The 21,746-nt window shown below is 31.8% G+C and carries 14 protein-coding genes; 3 read left to right on the top strand and 11 right to left on the bottom strand.

Annotated features, from left to right (window positions below):
* Window positions 1–10: 10 nt before the first annotated feature.
* The 5 genes from OTK55_RS02295 to ileS all read right to left on the bottom strand — a co-directional run bounded on the left by OTK55_RS02295 (window position 11) and on the right by ileS (window position 8,963).
* Entirely contained in the window at window positions 11–1,201 is a 1,191-nt protein-coding gene (locus OTK55_RS02295) for a redox-regulated ATPase YchF (protein WP_274870351.1), read from the bottom strand.
* A 258-nt stretch (window positions 1,202–1,459) separates the two neighbouring features.
* Window positions 1,460–2,086, bottom strand: coding sequence for a cobalt-precorrin-7 (C(5))-methyltransferase (locus OTK55_RS02300; protein ID WP_274870352.1), 627 nt, complete (start codon window positions 2,084–2,086; stop codon window positions 1,460–1,462).
* 152 nt (window positions 2,087–2,238) lie between these two features.
* Window positions 2,239–3,528: a site-2 protease family protein gene (locus OTK55_RS02305; protein ID WP_274870353.1), complete on the bottom strand. Its 1,290-nt coding sequence runs from the start codon at window positions 3,526–3,528 to the stop codon at window positions 2,239–2,241.
* 45 nt (window positions 3,529–3,573) lie between these two features.
* Window positions 3,574–5,739 carry a phosphoribosylformylglycinamidine synthase subunit PurL gene (gene purL, locus OTK55_RS02310; RefSeq protein WP_274870354.1) on the bottom strand — a complete coding sequence of 722 codons (2,166 nt, stop codon included), beginning with the start codon at window positions 5,737–5,739 and terminating at the stop codon, window positions 3,574–3,576.
* A 53-nt stretch (window positions 5,740–5,792) separates the two neighbouring features.
* Complete coding sequence (gene ileS / locus OTK55_RS02315; RefSeq protein WP_274870355.1) at window positions 5,793–8,963, bottom strand: isoleucine--tRNA ligase; 3,171 nt, start codon at window positions 8,961–8,963, stop codon at window positions 5,793–5,795.
* A 300-nt stretch (window positions 8,964–9,263) separates the two neighbouring features.
* Here ileS and OTK55_RS02320 point away from each other — a divergent pair, with 300 nt between their 5' ends.
* The gene (locus OTK55_RS02320) at window positions 9,264–10,037 is read left to right on the top strand and encodes a flavodoxin family protein (protein ID WP_274870357.1); all 774 of its coding nucleotides are present in this window, start codon (window positions 9,264–9,266) and stop codon (window positions 10,035–10,037) included.
* 133 nt (window positions 10,038–10,170) lie between these two features.
* Here the strand turns inward: OTK55_RS02320 and OTK55_RS02325 are convergent, their stop codons facing one another.
* Complete coding sequence (locus tag OTK55_RS02325; protein ID WP_274870358.1) at window positions 10,171–11,394, bottom strand: methionine adenosyltransferase; 1,224 nt, start codon at window positions 11,392–11,394, stop codon at window positions 10,171–10,173.
* 286 nt (window positions 11,395–11,680) lie between these two features.
* On the opposite strand from OTK55_RS02325, the gene OTK55_RS02330 reads away from it, so the two are divergent.
* Together OTK55_RS02330 and OTK55_RS02335 are read left to right on the top strand one after the other, a co-directional pair.
* Complete coding sequence (locus OTK55_RS02330) at window positions 11,681–12,904, top strand: metallophosphoesterase (protein ID WP_274870359.1); 1,224 nt, start codon at window positions 11,681–11,683, stop codon at window positions 12,902–12,904.
* Window positions 12,901–13,611 carry a flavoprotein gene (locus tag OTK55_RS02335; RefSeq protein ID WP_274870360.1) on the top strand — a complete coding sequence of 237 codons (711 nt, stop codon included), beginning with the start codon at window positions 12,901–12,903 and terminating at the stop codon, window positions 13,609–13,611. Before OTK55_RS02330 ends, OTK55_RS02335 begins: the two co-directional genes overlap by 4 nt.
* Here the strand turns inward: OTK55_RS02335 and OTK55_RS02340 are convergent.
* The 5 genes from OTK55_RS02340 to radA form a co-directional block, all read right to left on the bottom strand.
* A complete protein-coding gene (locus OTK55_RS02340; protein WP_274870361.1) occupies window positions 13,608–15,767 on the bottom strand; it encodes a phage holin family protein in 2,160 nt (719 codons plus the stop codon). The two genes, OTK55_RS02335 and OTK55_RS02340, sit on opposite strands and share 4 nt — an antisense overlap.
* Window positions 15,768–15,847: 80 nt before the next feature.
* Window positions 15,848–17,116, bottom strand: a complete 1,269-nt coding sequence (gene glyA / locus OTK55_RS02345; RefSeq protein WP_274870362.1) for a serine hydroxymethyltransferase — start codon at window positions 17,114–17,116, stop codon at window positions 15,848–15,850.
* Between the two features lie 293 nt (window positions 17,117–17,409).
* The gene (locus OTK55_RS02350) at window positions 17,410–19,362 is read right to left on the bottom strand and encodes a CoB--CoM heterodisulfide reductase iron-sulfur subunit A family protein (RefSeq protein WP_274870363.1); all 1,953 of its coding nucleotides are present in this window, start codon (window positions 19,360–19,362) and stop codon (window positions 17,410–17,412) included.
* Between the two features lie 212 nt (window positions 19,363–19,574).
* Window positions 19,575–20,477, bottom strand: a complete 903-nt coding sequence (locus OTK55_RS02355) for an AEC family transporter (RefSeq protein ID WP_274870364.1) — start codon at window positions 20,475–20,477, stop codon at window positions 19,575–19,577.
* A gap of 306 nt (window positions 20,478–20,783) precedes the next feature.
* Window positions 20,784–21,719 carry a DNA repair and recombination protein RadA gene (gene radA, locus OTK55_RS02360; RefSeq protein ID WP_274870365.1) on the bottom strand — a complete coding sequence of 312 codons (936 nt, stop codon included), beginning with the start codon at window positions 21,717–21,719 and terminating at the stop codon, window positions 20,784–20,786.
* Between the last annotated feature and the right edge of the window lie 27 nt (window positions 21,720–21,746).

A 21,746-nucleotide genomic window follows, 5' to 3' on the forward strand; every position in this document is an offset into this window, starting at 1 on the left:
TTGAACTATTTTACTTATTTGAGATAATACTTATAATATCATTCTGTTTTAGTTCTTGATCACTTGCTATCCTCATATTCTTTCTTGCATCAATAGCATGTGTAAATCCCTCACCAATATCTGTGTGGATACAGTATGCTAAATCTCTAGGATTTGATCCCTGTGGTATTAGCAGTGCATCTGGTAATATATTACCCTTCTGGTCTGAGTATTTATGTTCATCTTCTACTGGGTAAACAACTATCTGTTTTAATACATCGTATACTGCTGTGTTTATTGTTTTCTGTATTCCTGTAGAACCATATTTTTTTAGTACATTCTCATCAATGTATTCTAAAGCCATTTTCTGTTTTTCAGATAATTTATCTTCTGCTAGTATTTCAAAATGGTCTTCTCCACTTTTGTATTTAATTAATCCTGCTTTAGCAGCATTTACTAGTGCTAATTCTGATTCTGCACTTGTTGGAATTACTTTTTCATATTGTTCCTGTAATCTTCTTATATTCTCTTCTGCTTGTGGTGTGTCTATTTTGTTTGCAACAATTATGATAGGTTTTGCATATTCAAGTAATTTATCGAGGAATTTTAGGATATCTTCTTTTTCCCATTTATCATATTGGTCATCCATTATTCTTTCTGCTTCAATTACATCATCTAATAAAACACCAGCACCACTTAATTGGTCAGCTATAACTTTAGCAAAGTTTAAATGTTCTGACATTACTTTTCTTATGAGTCTTGGCCAATTTCTTTCTAGTATTGAATATACCCACATTGTAACTTCATGTTTAAGGAAATTAACGTCATCTAATGGGTCATGACTTCCTGGTTCACAAGGATTTCCTTCTTCATCAGTACCCCCTGAAGCATCAATGATATGTATTAATGCTCTTGCCTGACTAAGGTCATCAAGGAATTTGTTACCTAAACCTTTTCCTTCATAAGCTCCTGGAACTAATCCTGCAACATCAATTAATTCTACAGGAATATATCTTGTACCATCTTCACATTTTCCTGTTCTTGGATTACATGTAAGGTTTAATTCTTTACATGGACATTCATCTGTTACATATGCTATTGCTGCATTTGCATCGATTGTTGTGAAGGGATAGTTAGCAACTTCTGCCTCTGATAATGTTGCTGAATTAAAAAATGATGATTTACCTACATTTGGTTTTCCCGTTACTGCTATTTGTAGCATATCTGATCTCCTTTCTAATTTTAATCAAAAATTTTATTCATAGTATAATCTAATTATACTTAATAAATTAATAAAAATAATAATTAATTCATCATGAAAAAATTCATGTGAAAAATTTTCCAGTAAATTGAAAAAAAAACTGAATTATATAATAAATAAATATATCTTTTTAATAGTTTAATAATATACTCATTTAATTGAATGTAAAAAAAAGGTTATTAAAAAAAAAATAAGGTGAGTTATCAGTGTATTATTATTTTAGATTACCACTACACACATATAACCGAAGTCCATTTGTTTTGCCTCTTCTAATGTTATATGTACTATTTGTTCATCAGGATAACTTAATTTCTCACATATTGTAATTCCATGTTCTGGACTAAATCCATGGTCTATCAAGTATTCTGCTAATTCACTAATATGTCTATTAGGTAGTATTATATTTGGTCTAGAGTTATCTAACTTGTCTAGTAAATCTTCTGTTGGTGCTTTTCCACCATGTATTGTTAAGAGATTTGCTGTATCCCATGGTATTTCTAGTTTTGCTGCTGCTAGTTGTATTGAGCTTATTCCAGGTAATACGTTGACCTTTGTATTAGGTGATAATTTTTTAATTGTTTTTAACATTCCTGAAAATCCTGGATCTCCTGTGGATAACACTGTTACTGTGAATCCTTCTTCTAGATATGATACTGCTTTTTTTATAGTTTTTGGTATGTCTCTTGGTTCTAGTACTACCATTTCTGCATTTGTATTATTAAATAAATCTAATGATCTTTTACTACCTACAAGTACATCTGAGTTTTCAATTACGTCTAATGCTTTTAATGTTAAATATTCTCTTGCTCCAGGACCTATCCCTACAATATTCATTTTATTACTCATATAAGCACCTTCATCAATCATATTATATTGTTCATTTTTTAATTTGTTAGTTCCTTGTCTTATAATTATAGTTTAGAGTATTGGATAATAAATTATGAAAAAATAGTATCAATTTTATTTAAAGAAAAAAAGGTGGTGAATATTAGTTAATGTTATAATAGGTCTAGTAATCCTGGTACTAATCCATATATTAATAACATTACTATTATTACCATAATTATGCTGGATATTGTTCTTATCATTACTCCAGACTTTTTTTCGCTTATTTCATGATGAGATATGAAATTTAGTACTGTGTTAAATCTTCTGCTTATCCAGCATCTCATATTCATAGGTAATTTTCTAGTGTAATGATTTAATGTATCATTGAATTGTTTTCGTCTGTCTGGTCTTATTTTAATATTTATTAACTCTTCTAGTATGAGTCCACCATCTAATGGTTTCATTGGAAGTAAATTAAATGTTCCTACAGCAAGATTTAAGAAGAATATCATTGAGAATAATTCTTCTAGTTGTGATAGAATTGCTGGTAATATTGTACCATACTTTTCTCTTGCTTCTGGAGATACTATTTTATGTTCCTGTGTTCTTATTCCAATGTATGGTCTAGTGCTATTGTTAGGGTTTGAACCGGTTACAACATTATATGTTCCCGAATTTGTTGCTATTGTTAGATTGTCTCCAATATGCGTGTTATTCACTGCTTTTGTATAACTAGTTGTGTTTAATGTTGTTTGATTATTTACTTGTGTTATTACCATTCCATCATATAATATTCCTTCTGCCGGACTTGCTGGTACTACACTTGATATCTCCATACCATCTGTTGTGTATACATTTTCTGTTGCTAGAAATCCTCCAATTCCAGCAACTACTAGTAGAGCTATTATTGCTAGACCTACATTAAACATTGGCCCGGCAAAATATATTCTTAGCTTGCTTATACCATTAGCTTTGTCTATTTCATCCTGATTTGGTTCAACGAATGCGCCTGGGATTATAGCAAATAAAAGTAATCCAACAGAATCTACACTAATACCTTCAACACGTGATAAAATTCCATGGCCACCTTCATGAATTATCAGTACTGTTGCCAAAGCTATTAAACCTGATGCAAATGGTATGTATATCGGTGACCCTGGAATATCTACTCCTGGAAGTATCAATGAAACTGTAGGTGTTTCAAACATTAACTGTATCGACCAAACTAATGACACGACCATTAATATTATCAGAAATATACCTACAGGAATTGATATATTCATATACCACTTCCAAAATCTTGGACAAGCATTAGCAATCCTATCAATAACGTCTTTAAGCTTATCTGTTTTAAGCATTAACACTATTCCATCCATGGTTATGTTATATTTATCCTTAAGTAAGTATGCTAAGACCCATACCACTATAAATCCTATTACATAATACCATAATGCATTCATAGAATTACCCTCAAAATAAATAAGTTTTATATTACAATTTAAGTTTTATGCCATATGTGTTTCAATTGTTGTCGTGTTTGCTTTTACTAATTCATCAACATTAATATTAATTATCTCATCATTATCCTTTACAACAAAACCATCATCAGATACTGTACCAATAACAGCAAATGACACATTACCTTCTAATAATAATTTCATATCCTCTAATTTATCCTCTTTAACTGTAACAATAAATCTACCATTAGTTTCAGAGAATAATTTATCAGTTAAAGATAACTCCTCACCACAAGGTATGTCTTTTAAATCAATATTTACTCCCATACCGGACTTAATACTCATTAATGATAGTGCTACTAATAATCCACCCTTAGAAATATCATGAACAGCTGTGATGTCATCATTATATTCTTTGATGAGATCTTTTATCATCATAGATGTTTCATAATTTTCATCAATTCTAATTTTAGGAGGATATCCCTGCACAATATCTTGTACTGTCTTATAGTATTGTGAACCATCAAGTTCAGAGTAAGTATTTCCTATTATTAATACTAAATCACCCTTATTTTTGAAGGTCATAGTCTTAATATAGTTGTTATTTAATTTTCCAACTGTACCAACTATTGGTGATGGATTTACTGTTACACCTTCTGTTTCATTATAGAAACTTACATTTCCACTGATGAATGGTACTTCAAATTTATTAGCAACATCACTCATACCTCTTACTGCTTCCTTGAATTGCCAGAATACCTCCGGTTTTTCTGGATTACCAAAGTTTAAACAGTCTACTAAGGCTAATGGTCTTCCACCCATACTTATAGAATTATTTATTGATTCAAGAACAGCTGCTGCAGCTCCATCATATGGATTTAATAATACATGAGTACTGTTACAATCTGTTCCTATAGTAAATGATGTATCGCCGTCTACTTTAATTACTGCTGCATCATCTCCAGGTTTTACAATTGTTCTTAATTGTACTTCATGGTCATATTGACTGTATACCCATTCTTTACTAGTGATGTTTTCTGATGCAAGTAAGCTTAAAAGTGCTTCCTGTGGATTTACATCTTTTAAAGTTACATCTTCTATTACTTTTTCAGGTTCTTTAGCCTCTCTTTCTATGATTGGTGCCTCTGTAAATAGGATATTTGGAGCATGACATATTTCTTCATCCCCATCTTTGATTATGAATTCTCTTTTATCAATGATTGTTCCTATTACTGCATGAGAAAGGTCGTGTTTTTCACATATTTCAAATGCTTTTTCTACATCATCTGGGGAAATAGCAAATACCATTCTTTCCTGTGATTCAGAGAGCATTATCTCATATGGTGTCATGTTTTCTTCTCTTAGAGGTATCTTATTTAAATCAATAAGTGAACCATTACCACCTTTGTCTGCCATTTCTGATAGACAACATGTGAGTCCTCCTCCTCCAAGGTCTTTTACTCCGTGAATATTTAATGTATCAAGCAATTCATATGTTGCTTCCATTACTCTTTTCTTAGTAAATGGATCTGCTACTTGTACTGCCGGCCTATCTTCTATCTCAGATTTACTAGTTAATTCCTCAGATGCAAAAGTTACTCCGTGTATTCCATCTCTTCCAGTTGTTCCACCCATTAACAGGAAAACATCTCCTACTACTGGTGCTGAACCGTAAACTATTTCATCCTTTTTTACTAGTCCTGCACATACTACGTTGACCATTGGATTGTATTGGAAATTATCATCAAATTCTATTTCTCCACCTACTGTTGGAACACCTATACGATTTCCGTAATCTGAGATTCCTTTAACAACGTAATCAAATATGTATTTAGACCTCTGATCACTCATATGACCAAATCGTAGTGCGTCTAAGAGCACTACTGGTCTTGCACCCATACTTATAATATCTCTTACTATTCCACCAATTCCAGTTCCAGCTCCACCATATGGTTCTACAGCGGATGGATGGTTGTGACTTTCCATACCTATAGCTAATGCATAATCATCAGTTAGACTTACTATTCCTGCATCATCTCCAGGACCTAATATCACATCTGGCCCTTCTGTTGGAAAGTTTCTTAGAATGGGTTTACTACTTTTATAGGAACAATGTTCTGAAAACATTACATCCATCATTCCTAGTTCTAATTCATTAGGTTTTCTTCCTAATACTTCATCTATATATTTTAATTCATCATCAGTTAAAACCATAAACTCATACAACCTATAAATTAAGTTATAAACTAGTACTTAGTTATTTATTCTTATTCTTTAATTACTATTTTAAGTTGTTCGTCTTCAATCTTCCATTCTTTCATATAACCATTATCAGTAACGGGTTCAAATACTAATTTATCTGTACGGACCTCATTAGAAATGTAATCTTGATGTGGTATTACAGCATCTTTGAATTCATCACTGCATTCTACTGTTACATGTATATTAGCTTCTACATTTAAATCTAAATCTTTTCTCATATCTTGTATACGTCTTATTAGTTCACGTGCCATTGCTTCTGAGTATATTTCTGGTGTTAATTCTGTGTTTACGTATACACTACCACCTTCAAAGTCACAGCTTACTAGATTATCTGGTAATTCTTTCTCGAAGAGTATTTCTTCTTCATTTAAGGTTATATCTTTATCATCGAATGATATTGTGTATGTTCCTTCTTTGTTTAATGTATCCTGTACTTCTGCTCCATCAACTTCGTCTTGTTCGAAGTATTTTTTAACTCTTCCAAGGTCTCCTCTTAGTTTTGGTCCTAGTATTGACATGTTTGGTTTAGCTATTATTATTGCATTTTCTAGTTCTGAGTCTATTGTTATATGTTTAGTGTTTGCTTGTTCTAGTAATACGTTTTCAAGAGAGTTGATTGCATTTTTAATTGATTCGTTCTCGGTTACTATTGTTATATCTTGTACTGGCCATCTTAATTTGAATCTAGCTACATCTCTTGCATGTGCACTTGCTTCAAGAATATCTCTTATGTAATTCATGTTTTCTTCTAATTGTAGGTCTATTTCATTTTCATTGTATACCCAATCTAGCATGTGTACACTTTCAGGTGCATCTTTTTTTACGCCTCTTACAAGGTTTTGATAGATTTCCTCTGTTACATATGGTGCTATTGGTGCTAGTACTCTTATAAGATCTTTTAATGTGTAGTATAATGTGTAGTATGCTCCTAATTTATCAGGATCATCGCTTTCTACCCATGTTCTTCCTCTGATTAATCTTACATACCATCTGCTTAAATCTTCTAGTATGAAATCTGAGATTTTTTCGGTTGCTCTGTTAAATACTAGTGCATTAATGTCGTCTTCTACTGATTTTATTAGACTGTTTACTCGTGATCTTATCCAGAGGTCTTCTTCTCTGAATACTAAATCATCTTTGTTGTGTTTTGTTGGGTCAAAGTTATCTAGTGCCATGTATGTTGTTGAGAAATAATATACATTCCATAGTATGTTGAATAGTTTTGCAGAGTTCTGTACTTCTTCCCAATGGAATTTGAGGTCATCCCATGGTTTGTTAGCATCTAATAAGTAGAATCTTAGAATATCTGCCCCATACTTTTCTATTACTTCTTCAGGACTTACAACATTTCCTAATGATTTACTCATCTTTTTACCCTCTTCATCGAGAGTAAATCCGTGCATTAATACTTTCTTGTATGGTGCTTTTCCAAATGCGGCTACACCTAATCCTAACTGTGAGTAAAACCATCCTCTTGTCTGGTCATGTCCTTCTGCTATGAAATCGTATGGGAACCAGTCGTCAAAGTTTTTAGATGGATTTTGTGGGTAATGTAATGCTGCCCATCCTGCTACACCAGAATCTATCCATACATCTAGTACGTCAGGTACTCTTTTCATTTCATGTCCACATTCACATGGGATTGTTATGTTGTCTACATGAGGTCTGTGTACAAAGTCACCTGTTAATGTATCATCGCCAGATAATTCTTTTAATTCTTTCTTGGATCCTACTACTATTTTCTTTCCACATTCTGGACATATCCATATTGGTAATGGTATTCCCCAATATCTTTGTCTTGATATGGTCCAATCTCTAGCATTTTCAACCCAGTTTCTGAATCTGCTTTCTCCAGCCCATGATGGTACCCATTCTACTGCATCTAATTGTTCTAGCATTTTGTCTTTTATTTCTGTTACCTTTATGAACCATTGTGTTGTTGCGATATATATGATTGGTGTTTTACATCTCCAACAGAATCCTACACGGTGGTTTATTGTTCCTTGTTTTAGTAGTGCATTTTTATGGTATAAATCATGTGTTATTTCATCATTTGTTTCTCTTGTTGGTTTTGATGCATATTTTCCTGCTTCTTCTGTGTAGCATCCGTTTTCATCTACTGGACAGAATGGTTTTATTCCATTCTTTATAGATACTTCATAGTCTTCCGGTCCATGTCCTGGTGCTGTATGTACACAACCAGTACCTTCATCTAGTGTTACGTGTGTACCTAGGATTACTCTGTGATTAAATTCTTTTTGTAAGGTTACTTCTTCCACTAGTGGATGGTTGTATTCTAAACCGTCTAATTCTTTTCCCTGTACTGTCTTAAGTATTGTTTTTTCTGTGTCACCAAAGACTGTGTCTATTAGTTCATCAGCCATTATAAATATTTCATCTTTTCCAGTTTCAGGATTAGCTACTTTAACATAGCTGTATTGATAGTCTGGATGTACACTTACTGCAAGGTTTGATGGTATTGTCCATGGAGTTGTTGTCCAGATTAGAATGTATGTTGTTGCATCATCATATTCCTGTTCTTTTAGTGGGAATTTAACATAAATTGATGGGTCTTCTTGTTCACCATATTCTATTTCTGCATTTGCTAATGCTGTTTCACAGTGTGGACACCATGTGATTACTCTTTTATCCTGTACTAGTAAATCATTTTTATCTGCTTGTTGTAATGTCCACCAACATGATTCTATATATCCATTATCATAGGTTACGTATGGATCATCCCAGTCCATCCATATACCCATACTTTTGAATTGTTTTGTCATGTCTTCCTTGTTTTTTATGGCGAATTCTTTACATTTTTCTACAAACTTATCGATTCCGTATTTTTCCTCGATTTCTTGTTTACTTTTAATATTTAGTAATTCTTCCACCTTGTGTTCTATTGGAAGTCCATGTGTATCCCATCCAGCTTGTCTTCTTAGACTATATCCAGACATGCTTTTAAATCTTAAGTATGCGTCTTTTAATGTCTTATTCCAAGCTGTTCCTAAATGTATTCTTCCACTACAATATGGTGGTCCATCAAGAAATGAGTATCTTGGTTTATGTTCTCGTAGTTTATTTGTTTTGTTATATATATCATTTTCATTCCAAAATGATTCGATTTTCTTTTCTAAATCTTTATTATATCCCTGTTCTACCTCATTTATTGGCATACAGAATCTCCTTTTATGTTTTATTTAATTATTGGGAAGTGTATTCATGAGTTTATGGTTTAAGTGTTTAATGAATAAATCCCTTTAGTATATCTATAATCTCATCATTTAATAGATGACATTATAATCATTAATATATTTGTAAGTACTAACAATAATATCTAACCATTTTATCTTATTATACAAATCAAGGAGTAATTCATAAAACTTTTATTGTTATCTATTTCTCCATTTATTATCCTATTTATTACATGAAAGTATAATATAATAATTAATGAATAGGATTGGGTGAACATAGAGATGAATTATTTAATTATTAATGGAAGTCCTAGACGTGAAAATACATGGAAGATTGTTGAGAGAGTTAAGGACACCTTATCAGATAGAAATAATGATGCATCATTTGAAGAGATTGATTTACTAGATATTAATTTACCTCCTTGTATTGGATGTTATAGTTGTTTTACTAAAGGAGAATCTACTTGTCCTCACAGTAGTATTATTGAACCAATTGTTGAAAAAATGAAGAAATGTGATGGATTCATAATAACAAGCCCTGTATATGCTTTGAATGTGACAGGTTTGATTAAAAATTTCATAGATCATTTAGCATACTTTTATCATAGGCCTTACTTTTTTAAGAAAAAAGCTATGATAGTTGTAACTACTGCCGGGTCAGGACATAATAAAGTGGGAGATTATCTTGATGAGACATTACGTAATTGGGGATATAATGAACGTTTCAAACTATGCTTTGTTACCGCTCATGATACAAAAGGCCGTCTTCCATTGAAAACTAAGCAGAAGATTGATGCTGTAACAAATAAATTCTATAATAGTATTTACAGTAAAAGTCTTAAAAGTCCTGATAGAAAAGCATTATTCTATTATAATCTATGGAGAGCTATGGCCTATAATAACCATGTGCCTCTAGATAATAAGTATTGGGTTGATAATGATATGATTAACAATGAATTTCATCCAGATATTCCATGTAATTCATTAAAAAAGATTCCATACAAGATTTTTTATAGAATATTATTAGGATTTCTTAGTCGTAATACTGTGAAATAATCATTTAATAAAAAAAATATATCCATTATGGATTCTAATTCTCCACCATATTTTTATTTCTATTTTAATGAAGAATTTATAAAAAAATATTTAAAAAAAAAATAGTTAAGTAAGTATTATTTAACTATACTACTTAAAATGTTCTGAGTTTTCCTTCTAACATGAAGTCTTTGATGTCAGTTATGTTTTCTAACCATCTGTCAATGATTCTGGTTACATCTTCTTCTACATCTTCAACAGTGTATCCATCTTCGGTTTGGATTTGTGCTCTTGCTGTTTTAGGTTGGTCGATAGGTTTACCAATTTGACTTAATATAATCATGTCAATGTTTTTTACTCCTTCAACATCATTTACTACTTCTCTTGTTATTTCATTTGAGAGTAAGTTGTATATTTTACCTACGTGGTTAATAGGGTTTTTACCGGATGTTGCTTCCATGGACATTGGTCTGTTTGGAGTTATTAATCCATTTGCTCTGTTTCCTCTACCTACTGAACCATCATCTCCCATTTCAGCACTTGTACCTGTTACTGTTAAATAGTATCCTGATTCATCTTTTTTAGTTTCATCGTCTGCTGTGTTGATTAATGTTTCTACGTTTAAATCAGTTGTTTTTGCAGCTAAATCTTCTACTATGTCTGTTAATTCATGTTTCATGTTAATGTATGAGTCTACATCATCAACATATTTTGATACGAAAGCTGCTGCTATTGTTAATGTAATGTTATCATTTTCACGAAGACCCATTACTTTTATATCTTCTCCTACGTGAGGATATTGTTTTTTGAAGTCTTTACTGTTTAATAATTCCTCTGTTTTTAATACTAGATTTTCTGTTTCAGTAAATGGTGCAAATCCTACTCCAAATGATGTATCATTTGATGATGGTATGTCGTTTGGTCTTTGGAATACATCTCTTAGGTCAGCTGAACCTTGTCCTATTTTACATTCTACAACTGTACCATATTCAACGTCTAAGTTTATAATAGTATCATTTAGGAATTGTTTTGCTGCTTGTATAGCTATTGTGTCTACTCCTACTTTATGTGTTTCACCATTTGGTAGGGTAAACTCGTTTGCTGCTCTTCCTGTTAATAATATTTGGATTGGTTTTATAATTTGTCCGCCACCGAATTTAGGATCAGATTCACCTGCGGTAATTTGTACTTCATCAGTATTGTGGTGTAATACATGTCCTGCTTTTTCTTTGTATGTTTGTGATAAAACTCTACTTACAGTCTCTGCAATTCCATCACTTATACTGTCAGGGTGACCTATTCCTTTTCTTTCTACTACTTCTATCTCATTTTGTCCTGCTGTTTTTCCTATAGCTTTTTCGATTTTTATATTGCGCATTGCTACACCTCTTATTTTCTGTGTTAAAAATGATTTATGACTCTAATTTTTGTTAAAAAAAACTAATGATTGTAATTTTTGTTGAAAAAATATTTTACTATATTATGATGTTACTTTAATCAAACCATTATAATAAGTATATTTATTTTTTAAATATTTAATAGTTTTAGTTGGTAATACCTGAGATTTTAGCTTCTTTTATATTATTCTATTTTCAATGAATAATTAATAAACTAACAAAACAATTATTGTATAATGATAATATATTATAAAATAACATTATATTATGTATAAAATTATAATAAATAACAAAAATAATGAACAAATTATAATAAAAACAAATTATGCATCAAGTTATGTTAAAAGAATGAAAGGGTTAATGTTTCAAGAAAACATTACCCCACTACTGTTCAAACAAAAAAATTCAAACAAGTACCTCTCAGCAATACACACTATGTTCATGAAAAAGACAATAGACATTCTCTACATAAATACAGAAGATAAGATAGAAGAAATGATAACATTACAGCCATGGAAGATACACATACCAAACAAATCAAATACAAAATACATAATTGAATTACCCGAAAATACTATTAAAAAAAATAACATAACACTAAATAATAAGATAAAAGTCGTGAAAATCATGAAACTATTAAAAAATAATGATGAACATGTAAATAACAGCATGATTGCACGCAGCACAATACAAACAGCCATGAATACTACGCGCGATAAATTAAATAGGGGAACATTTAAAGAAAATGAGTATGAAGTAGTACCTTTAACTATTCAAGATAAGAGAATACCATCAGAATTTGATGGATATCGAATAGTACATTTAACAGATTTACATTTAGGTCAGTGGATAAATCAGAAAAAATTGGATGGAATTGTTAAATTAACAAACAAACAACACCCTGATTTAATAGTAATGACAGGAGATTACATGTCCTACCAGGCAGATAAATACATTCCACAATTAGAAGAAAGTCTAAAAAATCTCAAATCAAAGGATGCAACATTATCAGTACTAGGAAATCATGACCACTGGACAAATCCTGAAAAAATCAAAGAAGCACTGAAAAAAGACAATATAATAAACTTAGAAAATGAAGTATACACTATCACACGAAATAACAAGAAACTACAAATTGCAGGAGCTGACAGTGTAACTGTAGGAAAAGATGATATAAAAAAGATAGAAAAACAGTTAGATAAAAATGCTCCAGCAATCATGTTAGTACATGAGCCAGACTTTGCAGATACAACAGCACAATTAGACCAATTCATACTGCAATTATCAGGACATAGTCATGGCGGACAAATAAGCATACCTAAAATTGGAACTCCTGTTAGAGGAAAGAATTTCATAAAATATCCAAAAGGAAAATACAAAGTAAAAAATATGATACAATACACTAGTAGTGGAGTAGGAACTAATACATTTTGGTTAAGAATAAACTGTCCCCCAGAAATAACAAAAATTACCTTGAGGACAAAAGAATGAGAATAATATGGGCAATAACAGGAGCAGGACATCTTATAAAAGAAAGTATTGATGTACTAGAAAAGATAAGCGAAGAACATGAAATAACAATAATAACAAGTAAAGCTGGAGAGGAAGTACTGCAATTATATGGGTATACTAACACGATAAATAATATAATCACTAAGAACAAGAATAATCAACTGATAAAAGATGAAGATCAGCAGTATAGTTATCCATTCTCTGGAAAGATAACAGAATACAAGTATGATTTAATAATAATAGCACCTGCAACAGCAAACACAACAGCAAAAATAGTACATGGAATAGCAGATACACTTATAACCAATGTGGCAGCACAGTCAGGAAAAGGCAGAATACCTCTACTTATAATTCCAGTAGACCAGAAAGAAGGTCTGCTACAGACACAAATACCACCATACATAGATAAAAAATTATGTAAAAAACATGACCCCTGTTATGCTAACAGATATTGTCCGGAAGATGCTATACATCCACCGAAAATAGATGCTACAAAGTGCACAAGCTGTAAAAAATGTGAAAAAAAATGTCCAGAAAATGCAATAATAACTGATAAAATCATAGAAATATACATAAGAAAAATAGATGCAGATAATGCTAAACATCTAAACAATATAGAAAATATAACAACATTAGAAAAACCAGAGGAAATACTAGAAAAAATAAGAAAAATGGAGAAAAATTAATTCTCCACCTTATTCTCCCATGAATTTTTAATCTCTTTTTTGAAGAATTTATAAACATTCTCAGCGCCAATAATAGGTTCGTTTAACTCCCAATTACTAGGATATAATATAAATGGTTCTTGCTGAGTACTGCCAGCACCACCATGACTACCAATTAACTCTTCAAATGCATATACTTGGTCATTATATGAGTCATATTCACTGTTAACAAGAATATCTGGAACATGTTCAAAGCTATCTGTACGTTTTAAGTGACTGACGATGTTTTCACCATATTTATCGAGAAAATGGTCACCAACATATTTATCATCATCCATGTAATAAACATCATCATTACATAAACAGATTGTTTCATATATAGCACTATGAACCATTACAAATCCGATACCTGGATGTTTTGCTAAACCGCTTATAAGTCCGGGGAATGCATCTTCTATCTGTTCATATGTTAATCTAGTAGACCAGTCTGTGAAGTAGATTAAACCAAGATTTCCTGAAGCAAGTACAATTGTTTGAGCTTCTTCAATACTAACCTCATCATGGGGTAAATGTATGTCAAGACCTACCTCCTCTGCAATATCATTAAGTCTGTCAATAACTGGTTCACCATCAGTCAGTAATTCTTTTTTCCTTTTAATTTCAGTAATATATTTCTGATATACTTCATTATCACTGAAATCCCTTATATGGTCTAGTGTATCATCAAAGGTATTATCAAGTTTATGTGTTAGTTTTCTTCTATTTTTTGAAGCATAATCCTTTAAGGAGAAATGTTCGATGAAGTGGTCATCGTTAGAGTGAAGTATACTGTGTATAGTAACACTCTCAGGAAGAAGTTCATCCACTAATTCTTTAAGAGAAATACCAAATTTTTGTTTAAATGTTGGTCCTTCTGATTGACCATGATCAGATAATACTATGAGATTATATTTACGTTTTGATGATTGAATTGCTTTTTCAAGGTAACTAAATTGTTTATCAATTTGACGAAGAGCATAAAAAGCATCATAATCACGAATACCTGAGTGATGAGCAATTTCATCATAGCCCATATATGTTGTATATACTGTATCACGTTGTCCTGCGAAGATATCACCAATAAGAGTGAATGTTGATGCTTCTCTCATTACAACATTAGCCCCTGCACGACCAAAGAAGTACAAAAAACCTCTGAAAGATAATCTTGGTTTAATATTTCTTATTGGATGATATATTCTTGAACATAATTCCATGAACATATCCCATAAGAATAGGATTAGTACTCTTGCAATGAAATAGGGGTTAGAGTATACATAGTACCATGATTTTGAATAGAATCCCTTGATAGATCCTAGTTTACTAAATGTTAACAAGTAATCTGATGCATCACCTGAGAATAGATTACTTCTACTAGCACCATTATTTGATAATAATCCATTATGATTAGAGATACGTTCTTCTATCATTGTTGCATCACCAAATCCATTTGATGATACTAGTTTATTATTATTCTCTTTTTCAACCCATCGAAATGCTGGTATATTCTTATTATTACCATGAAGTATACCTGCCTGTGATGCTCCTGTTTGACTTGATAAATCTGTCTCCCATTTAGTTAATTTATGTGTACCTTCATCAATCCATCTTTTTAACGTTGGCATATCTCCCCTGTCTATTGCTTGTTCTAGAATATTACGAGCTAATCCATCAATTTCTAGGAAGATAAAACCATCTTTATCTGAAATATTTTTATTGTTGAATTCCATTTCCTTTTTAAGAACATAACGGTAATATGTACTTGTCTCATCAACATTAAGTATAAATGAGAGTATTGAATTGATAATTCCTATAACTAGGGGTACTGTGAATATTGATGAACCGGTTATACTAAATTCCGGTATAAAAAAAGATAATAAAGATAATATAAATCCATCAAGAAGAAACGTACCTATACCTAACGTGAATACAATGAAACTCAGTGATATATATGAGACTAGTGGCCATAATATAGCATTAGCAACTGCTAAGGTTAATAGAACTATAACGGCTGTTCTAAGATCAGGAATGTGCATTCCATCAAAATAAGGTGCTATATTAAAGAATATATAAACTTCTAAAAAAAAGAAAAATATTAATTTAGCTATTCTGACAACTCGTTCTTTTAATAGTTTATCCAATTAAAAAACCTCCAGAATAGTTAATTATAGAAAAAAAATGTTTTGGGAGATGTTATATATCTCCCTGTTAATAGGATTACTTAAAATTCTATGTAATCGTAAGCTTCGCATCCATCATCAAAGGAGTAGTGAACTTTGGTGAAGTCTTGCATGAATTCTGTTACATCATCAGTTACATCTTTTCCATCAATTACTACTTGTTTAATGAATTCTGCTACTTGACTCATTTCACTTTCTTTGAGTCCACGGTGTGTTAATTCTTGTGTACCTAATCTTAATCCTGATGGGTCATCACTGTTGTTTACATCGTCCCATGGGAGTAGGTTTTTGTTTAATATAATGTTGTTGTTTTGTAATGTTTTTGCCATGTCAGATACGTCACCGTATTCTCGTACATCCATAGCTACTTGGTGTGATTCTGTGAATCCTTGTTCTTCGCATAATACATTGAAACCTAATTCGTATAAGTCTTGAGCTAATGCTTGAGCGTTTTTGATTGTTTGTTTTGCGTATGCTTCTCCGAATTCCATCATTTCTGCTGTTGCTATTCCTAAACCTGCTACGTGGTGTAGGTGATGGTTACTTACTAGACCGGGGAATACACAGTTATCAATTTTCTTGTGAAGTTCTTCTTTACATAAAATGATACCTCCCTGTGGTCCTGGGAATGTTTTGTGTGTACTTCCTGTTATAACATCAGCACCTTCTTTTACAGGGTCTTGGAATTGATTTCCAGCAATTAATCCTAGTACGTGTGCTCCATCATAGATTACTTTTGCTCCAACTTCTTGAGCTGCTTCGGATATTTCTTTTACAGGGTGTGGGAATAAGAATAAACTTCCACCAAGAACTATTGCTTTAGGTTCTTTATCTCTTATTTTTGCTTGTGCTTTATCAATGTCTACATTCATTATGTCTGTATCCATAGGTAGTGAGGATATTTTTAGTCCTCTTACACCAGCAGCACTAACTCCTGCGTGGCTGATGTGTCCTCCTTCTGGTACATTAATGGTTAGTACTCTGTCACCAGGTTCAGTTAATGCAAAGAAACTTGCTAAATTTGCTACTACTCCAGATGTTGATTGTACGTTAGCATGATCTGCTCCAAATAACTTTTCTGATAAGTCAATTGTTATTTGTTCAATATCATCGATGTAGTCACATCCTTCATATTTTCTTTCACCTGGTAATCCTTCTGCATATCTGTGTGATAAATCAGAAGCCATTGCCTCTCTTACAGATCTACTAGTGATGTTTTCACTAGCAATTAAGTTTAAACTGTTTTTCATCCAATCGTGATGTTTTTTAGTTAAATTTTTAATCTCTTGTGCGTATTCCAAATTAGACATTAAATATATTCCTCCAAAATAGGTTTCAAGTATTAATTTAATTTTTATAAAACTAATTAAATCATCTGCTTTTATTTGATGATTTGTAAATTTACGTTTTGTAGTTAATAGATTACTCTATAGTATATGTTATATTATTTAGTATTATAATTAATTTATGTTAAAAATAGTTTTTTATTAATGAAATTATATGATTTGCAATGAATTTGAAAAAATAGAGTAATTGATTTTTATTTAATAAAAAGTAAAATAAGGGAAGAACTTCTTCCTCCTTTTTACTCTTGTTTAACAGCTTATTGGAAAGCTGCTTCGATTTGTGCGAATATTTGTTCGTTTTTGAAGTGTGCTTGGTTTAGTGCACCTGTTGGACATGCTCCTACACATGTTCCACATCCTTTACATAATGCAACATTTACGTCACATTTACCATCAACGATGGAAAGAGCTCCAAATGGACATAATTCGATACATATTTGACAACCACCACAGTTGTCTTTGTCTACTTCAGCAGTGATAGGTTCAATAGCTACTTCTCCTTTAATCATAGGAATTGCTGCTCTTGCTGCTGCACCAGAAGCTTGTGCTACTGTATCAGGAATATCTTTAGGACCTTGTGCTACACCAGCGAGGTAAATACCGTCTGTCATTGTGTCTACAGGTCTGAGTTTAGGATGAGCTTCCATGAAGAAACCGTCTGCACTTGCGGATAATCCTAATGTTTGTCTTAATTCTTCTTTACCAGCAGGAGGTACAAGTCCTACAGATAATACTACTAAATCATAAGTGAATGCGGTTGCTTTACCTAAGAGGGTATCTTCTGCACGTACTGTAATTGATTTATCTTCATTTTCGATAAGTTGTGCTGCTTTACCTCTGATAAATCTAATTCCGTATTTTTCTTGTGATGTTCTGTAGAATTCTTCGTAACCTTTACCGAATGCACGGATATCGATGTAGTATATTGTTACTTCAGTATCTGGTTCGTGGTCAATACATAATTGTGCGTTTTTCATTGCGTACATACAACATACTCTTGAACAGTATGGGTTTCCAACTTTTTCGTCACGTGATCCTACACATTGGATGAAAGCAACTTTTTTAGGTGTTTCACCAGAGGATGGTTGAATTACGTGTCCTTGTGTTGGTCCAGATGCGTTTATGTATCTTTCAATTTGTAGACCAGTGATTACGTTTTCAGCTTGATCGAAGATGTATTCTTCTTTTAATGTTGGGTCGAATGGGTCGTAACCTGTTGCTACTACAATTGTACCAACGTCTAATTCAACGTCTTCAGGTTGTTGATCGTGGTCAATTGCACCAATTTCACAAGCTTTATCACATAAGTGACATCCAATACAGTAATCGTCATCGATTGTAGCTACAAGAGGTACTGCTTGTGGGAATGGAATGTATGCTGCTTTTACCATACCAGTTCCTTCATCGAAGTAGTTTGGCATTTCAATTGGACATGCTTCTTGACATACTCCACAACCGGTACATGCTTCTGCATCTACAAATCTTGCTTTTTTCTCTACTGTTACTTTGAAGTTTCCTATGTAACCATCTACATCTTTTACTTCAGAGTATGCTAATAATTCAATGTTAGGGTGTTTACCAGCATCTACCATTTTAGGTGCTAAAATACACATTGAACAGTCTAGTGTAGGGAATGTTTTATCTAATTGTCCCATTCTTCCACTTAAGGTTGGGTTTCTTTCTACTAAGTATGTTTTGAATCCCATGTCACCTAAATCAAGTGCTGTTTGGATACCTGCAATACCTCCACCAATAACCATTGCGGTTTTTGTTACAGGTACTACTTCAGCTGTTAATGGGTTTAATAATCTTGCTTTTGCAATTCCCATACGTACTAAGTCTTTAGCTTTTTCTGTAGCTCCTTCTGGGTCATCTCCGTGTACCCATGAGTCTTGTTCTCTTAAGTTTACAAATTCAAATAAGAATTCGTTTAATCCTGCTTCTTTTACACATCTTCTGAATGTAGGTTCGTGTAAACGAGGACTACATGCTGCTACTACTACTCTGTTTAAGTTTAATTCTTTAATATCATCTTGGATAAGTTTCTGTCCTGGGTCAGAACACATGTATTTGTATTCACGTGATACTGTAACGTCAGGAAGGTTTTCTGCATATTCTGCTACTGCTTTACAGTCTACTACACCACCAATGTTTACTCCACAGTGGCATACGTATACTCCTATACGTAATTCTTCATTATTATCTGCCAAGTTAAATCACCTATTTAATTAAGACTATGCGTTCAAAATTTAGCTTTTTTTATTAAAAAAAATCTTTTAAAAAAATTTTGTTAACTATTAAAAATTTAACAAATTATATCCTATAATCTAAGTTAAGAAAACTTAATATTTAAACTTTTTTAAAGTTCGTTTAAAAACAAATTAATCTTGTTAATGATAAAAAAATAGAAAAAAAGAGAAGATTATGTTAAAACAGTTATAACACATGTTAATGATATTAAACTTAACAGAATATCTATAAATATACATGAACTCATAAGTTTATTATCTAATCCATATGTGATAGATAATACTAAAGCAGTCATAGCTGTAGACATACCTGATTCTAATACAGCAACTTTAAATATTAATCCTGTAACATTTAAAGCACTTAAAGCTACAAATACTATTATAGGTGCAATGACTAACCTAATTGCAGAAACAACAAGGGAATCACTGAGATAATCCTTAATACCTTTAAAGTCAATAGTTAAACCTAATGAAATCATTATTAAGGGTACTGTTGAATTAGCTAGATAAGTTAAAGCACTATTTAAAACATAACCATATTGAATATGGCCAATGTTAAATATTAATCCAAATATAACTGCCCACAGTGGCATGAAACTTAAACCACTTTTAACTACTTCTTTACGGTCTCCACCAAATTGGCTGACGAGAACCATACCATACACTACAAATATTATTGATGTAGATAAGTCAAAGAAGATAGCATTTATTAATCCTTCATTACCAAATACACCTAAAGTAATTGGATAACCCACGAAACCAGTGTTCATCATTGCAGATGCAATCATGAGGGTCCATGTTTTAATTTTAGAGTAACCTCTACTTTTACAGAATAAAAATGCAATTGTCATACATATTAAACTGACAATAATAGAAGTAATTGGTAATATAATCATATTAATACTAATATTAGCAGTGACTAAATTAGTAAAAATCAATGCAGGCATACTTACATTTATAACAATTTTTGATAACGTTGTACTGTCCTGTGCTTTAAGAATATCTACTCTTTTAAGAGCATATCCTAGAAATATCATTAACGTTGGAATCAATATAATTTCAATAGAACTTACCATGTAACTTTGCCTCCATTTTATTTCTAAATATACTTTATCATAAAAAGTATTTATAAATTAAATTAAAATGAAAAATTTCCAATTTAAATCTTAAAAATAGTTTAAAAAATAAACATTATACTTAAAAAATACGTGAAAACGGTATTATGAACAATACAAATATAAATCAACTTAGAAAGTTACATATTTTGAATAATATACTATTAAAATTACTTCTTAATATAGAACATCATCTATTCTTTGAAAAATTAAATAATAAATGATAAAATTTGAATAAAAAAAGAGTAGTAAAAAAAGTTGATGTAATTAATCAACTAATCCTTCTGTAGTTATTTTAAATACAGCTTCTCCTTCAGGTAAGTGAGGACTATCTACAAGACGAGCAATTCTTTTACCTGATAATCCTTTCTTAATTAATATACGATATGTTGATGCGTGACCTAAAACGTGTCCACCAACAGCTTTTGTTGGAGTACCAAAGAATGCATCCGGTTTAGATTGAACCTGGTTAGTTATTAATATAGCAACATTATATGTGTTTGCAATATTCTGTAATGTGTGTAAATGCTGGTTTAGTTTCTGCTGACGGGTAGCTAATGATTCACGTCCAACATATTCTGCTCTGAAATGAGCCATTAATGAATCTACAATAACAAGTTTAATATTAACTCCACTTTGTATTAATTCATTAATCTTATCAGCCATTAACATTTGATGGCTACTATTAAATGCTCTTGCAACATGAATCTTCTTAAGAACCTCAGTAACATCAAGACCAAATCCTGTTGCAATTTGTTCTATCCTTTCTGGACGGAAAGTGTTTTCTGTATCAATAAATACTACTTCACCATCTAATCCTCCTTCTTCTTCTGGTAACTGTGTTGTTACAGATAGTTCATGTGATATTTGACTTTTACCTGAACCAAATTCACCATATACCTCTGTGATAGACTGAGTTTCTACTCCCCCACCGATTAATTCATCTAATCCTTTACTACCAGTAGTTATTCTTCCCACATCTTCACGTCTTTCCATAACTTCATATGCTGTTTCAAAGTCTATTTTTTCTGCTTTACGTGCTGCTTCTATAACCTTTGCAGCTACACCTTCACCAATTTCTACTTTAACACTTAGCTCTTTTGGTGTTGCTGTTGCTAAACGCATCATATCTGCAAATCCGGCATCACGTAGTTTTTGTGCTGTTTTTTCTCCTACACTTGGTAGATCTTCTAATTCTGTCATTTACAATACCTCTTAATATTTAATAAA

Source organism: Candidatus Methanosphaera massiliense (assembly GCF_028890305.1).
GTDB classification, from domain to species: domain Archaea; phylum Methanobacteriota; class Methanobacteria; order Methanobacteriales; family Methanobacteriaceae; genus Methanosphaera; species Methanosphaera massiliense.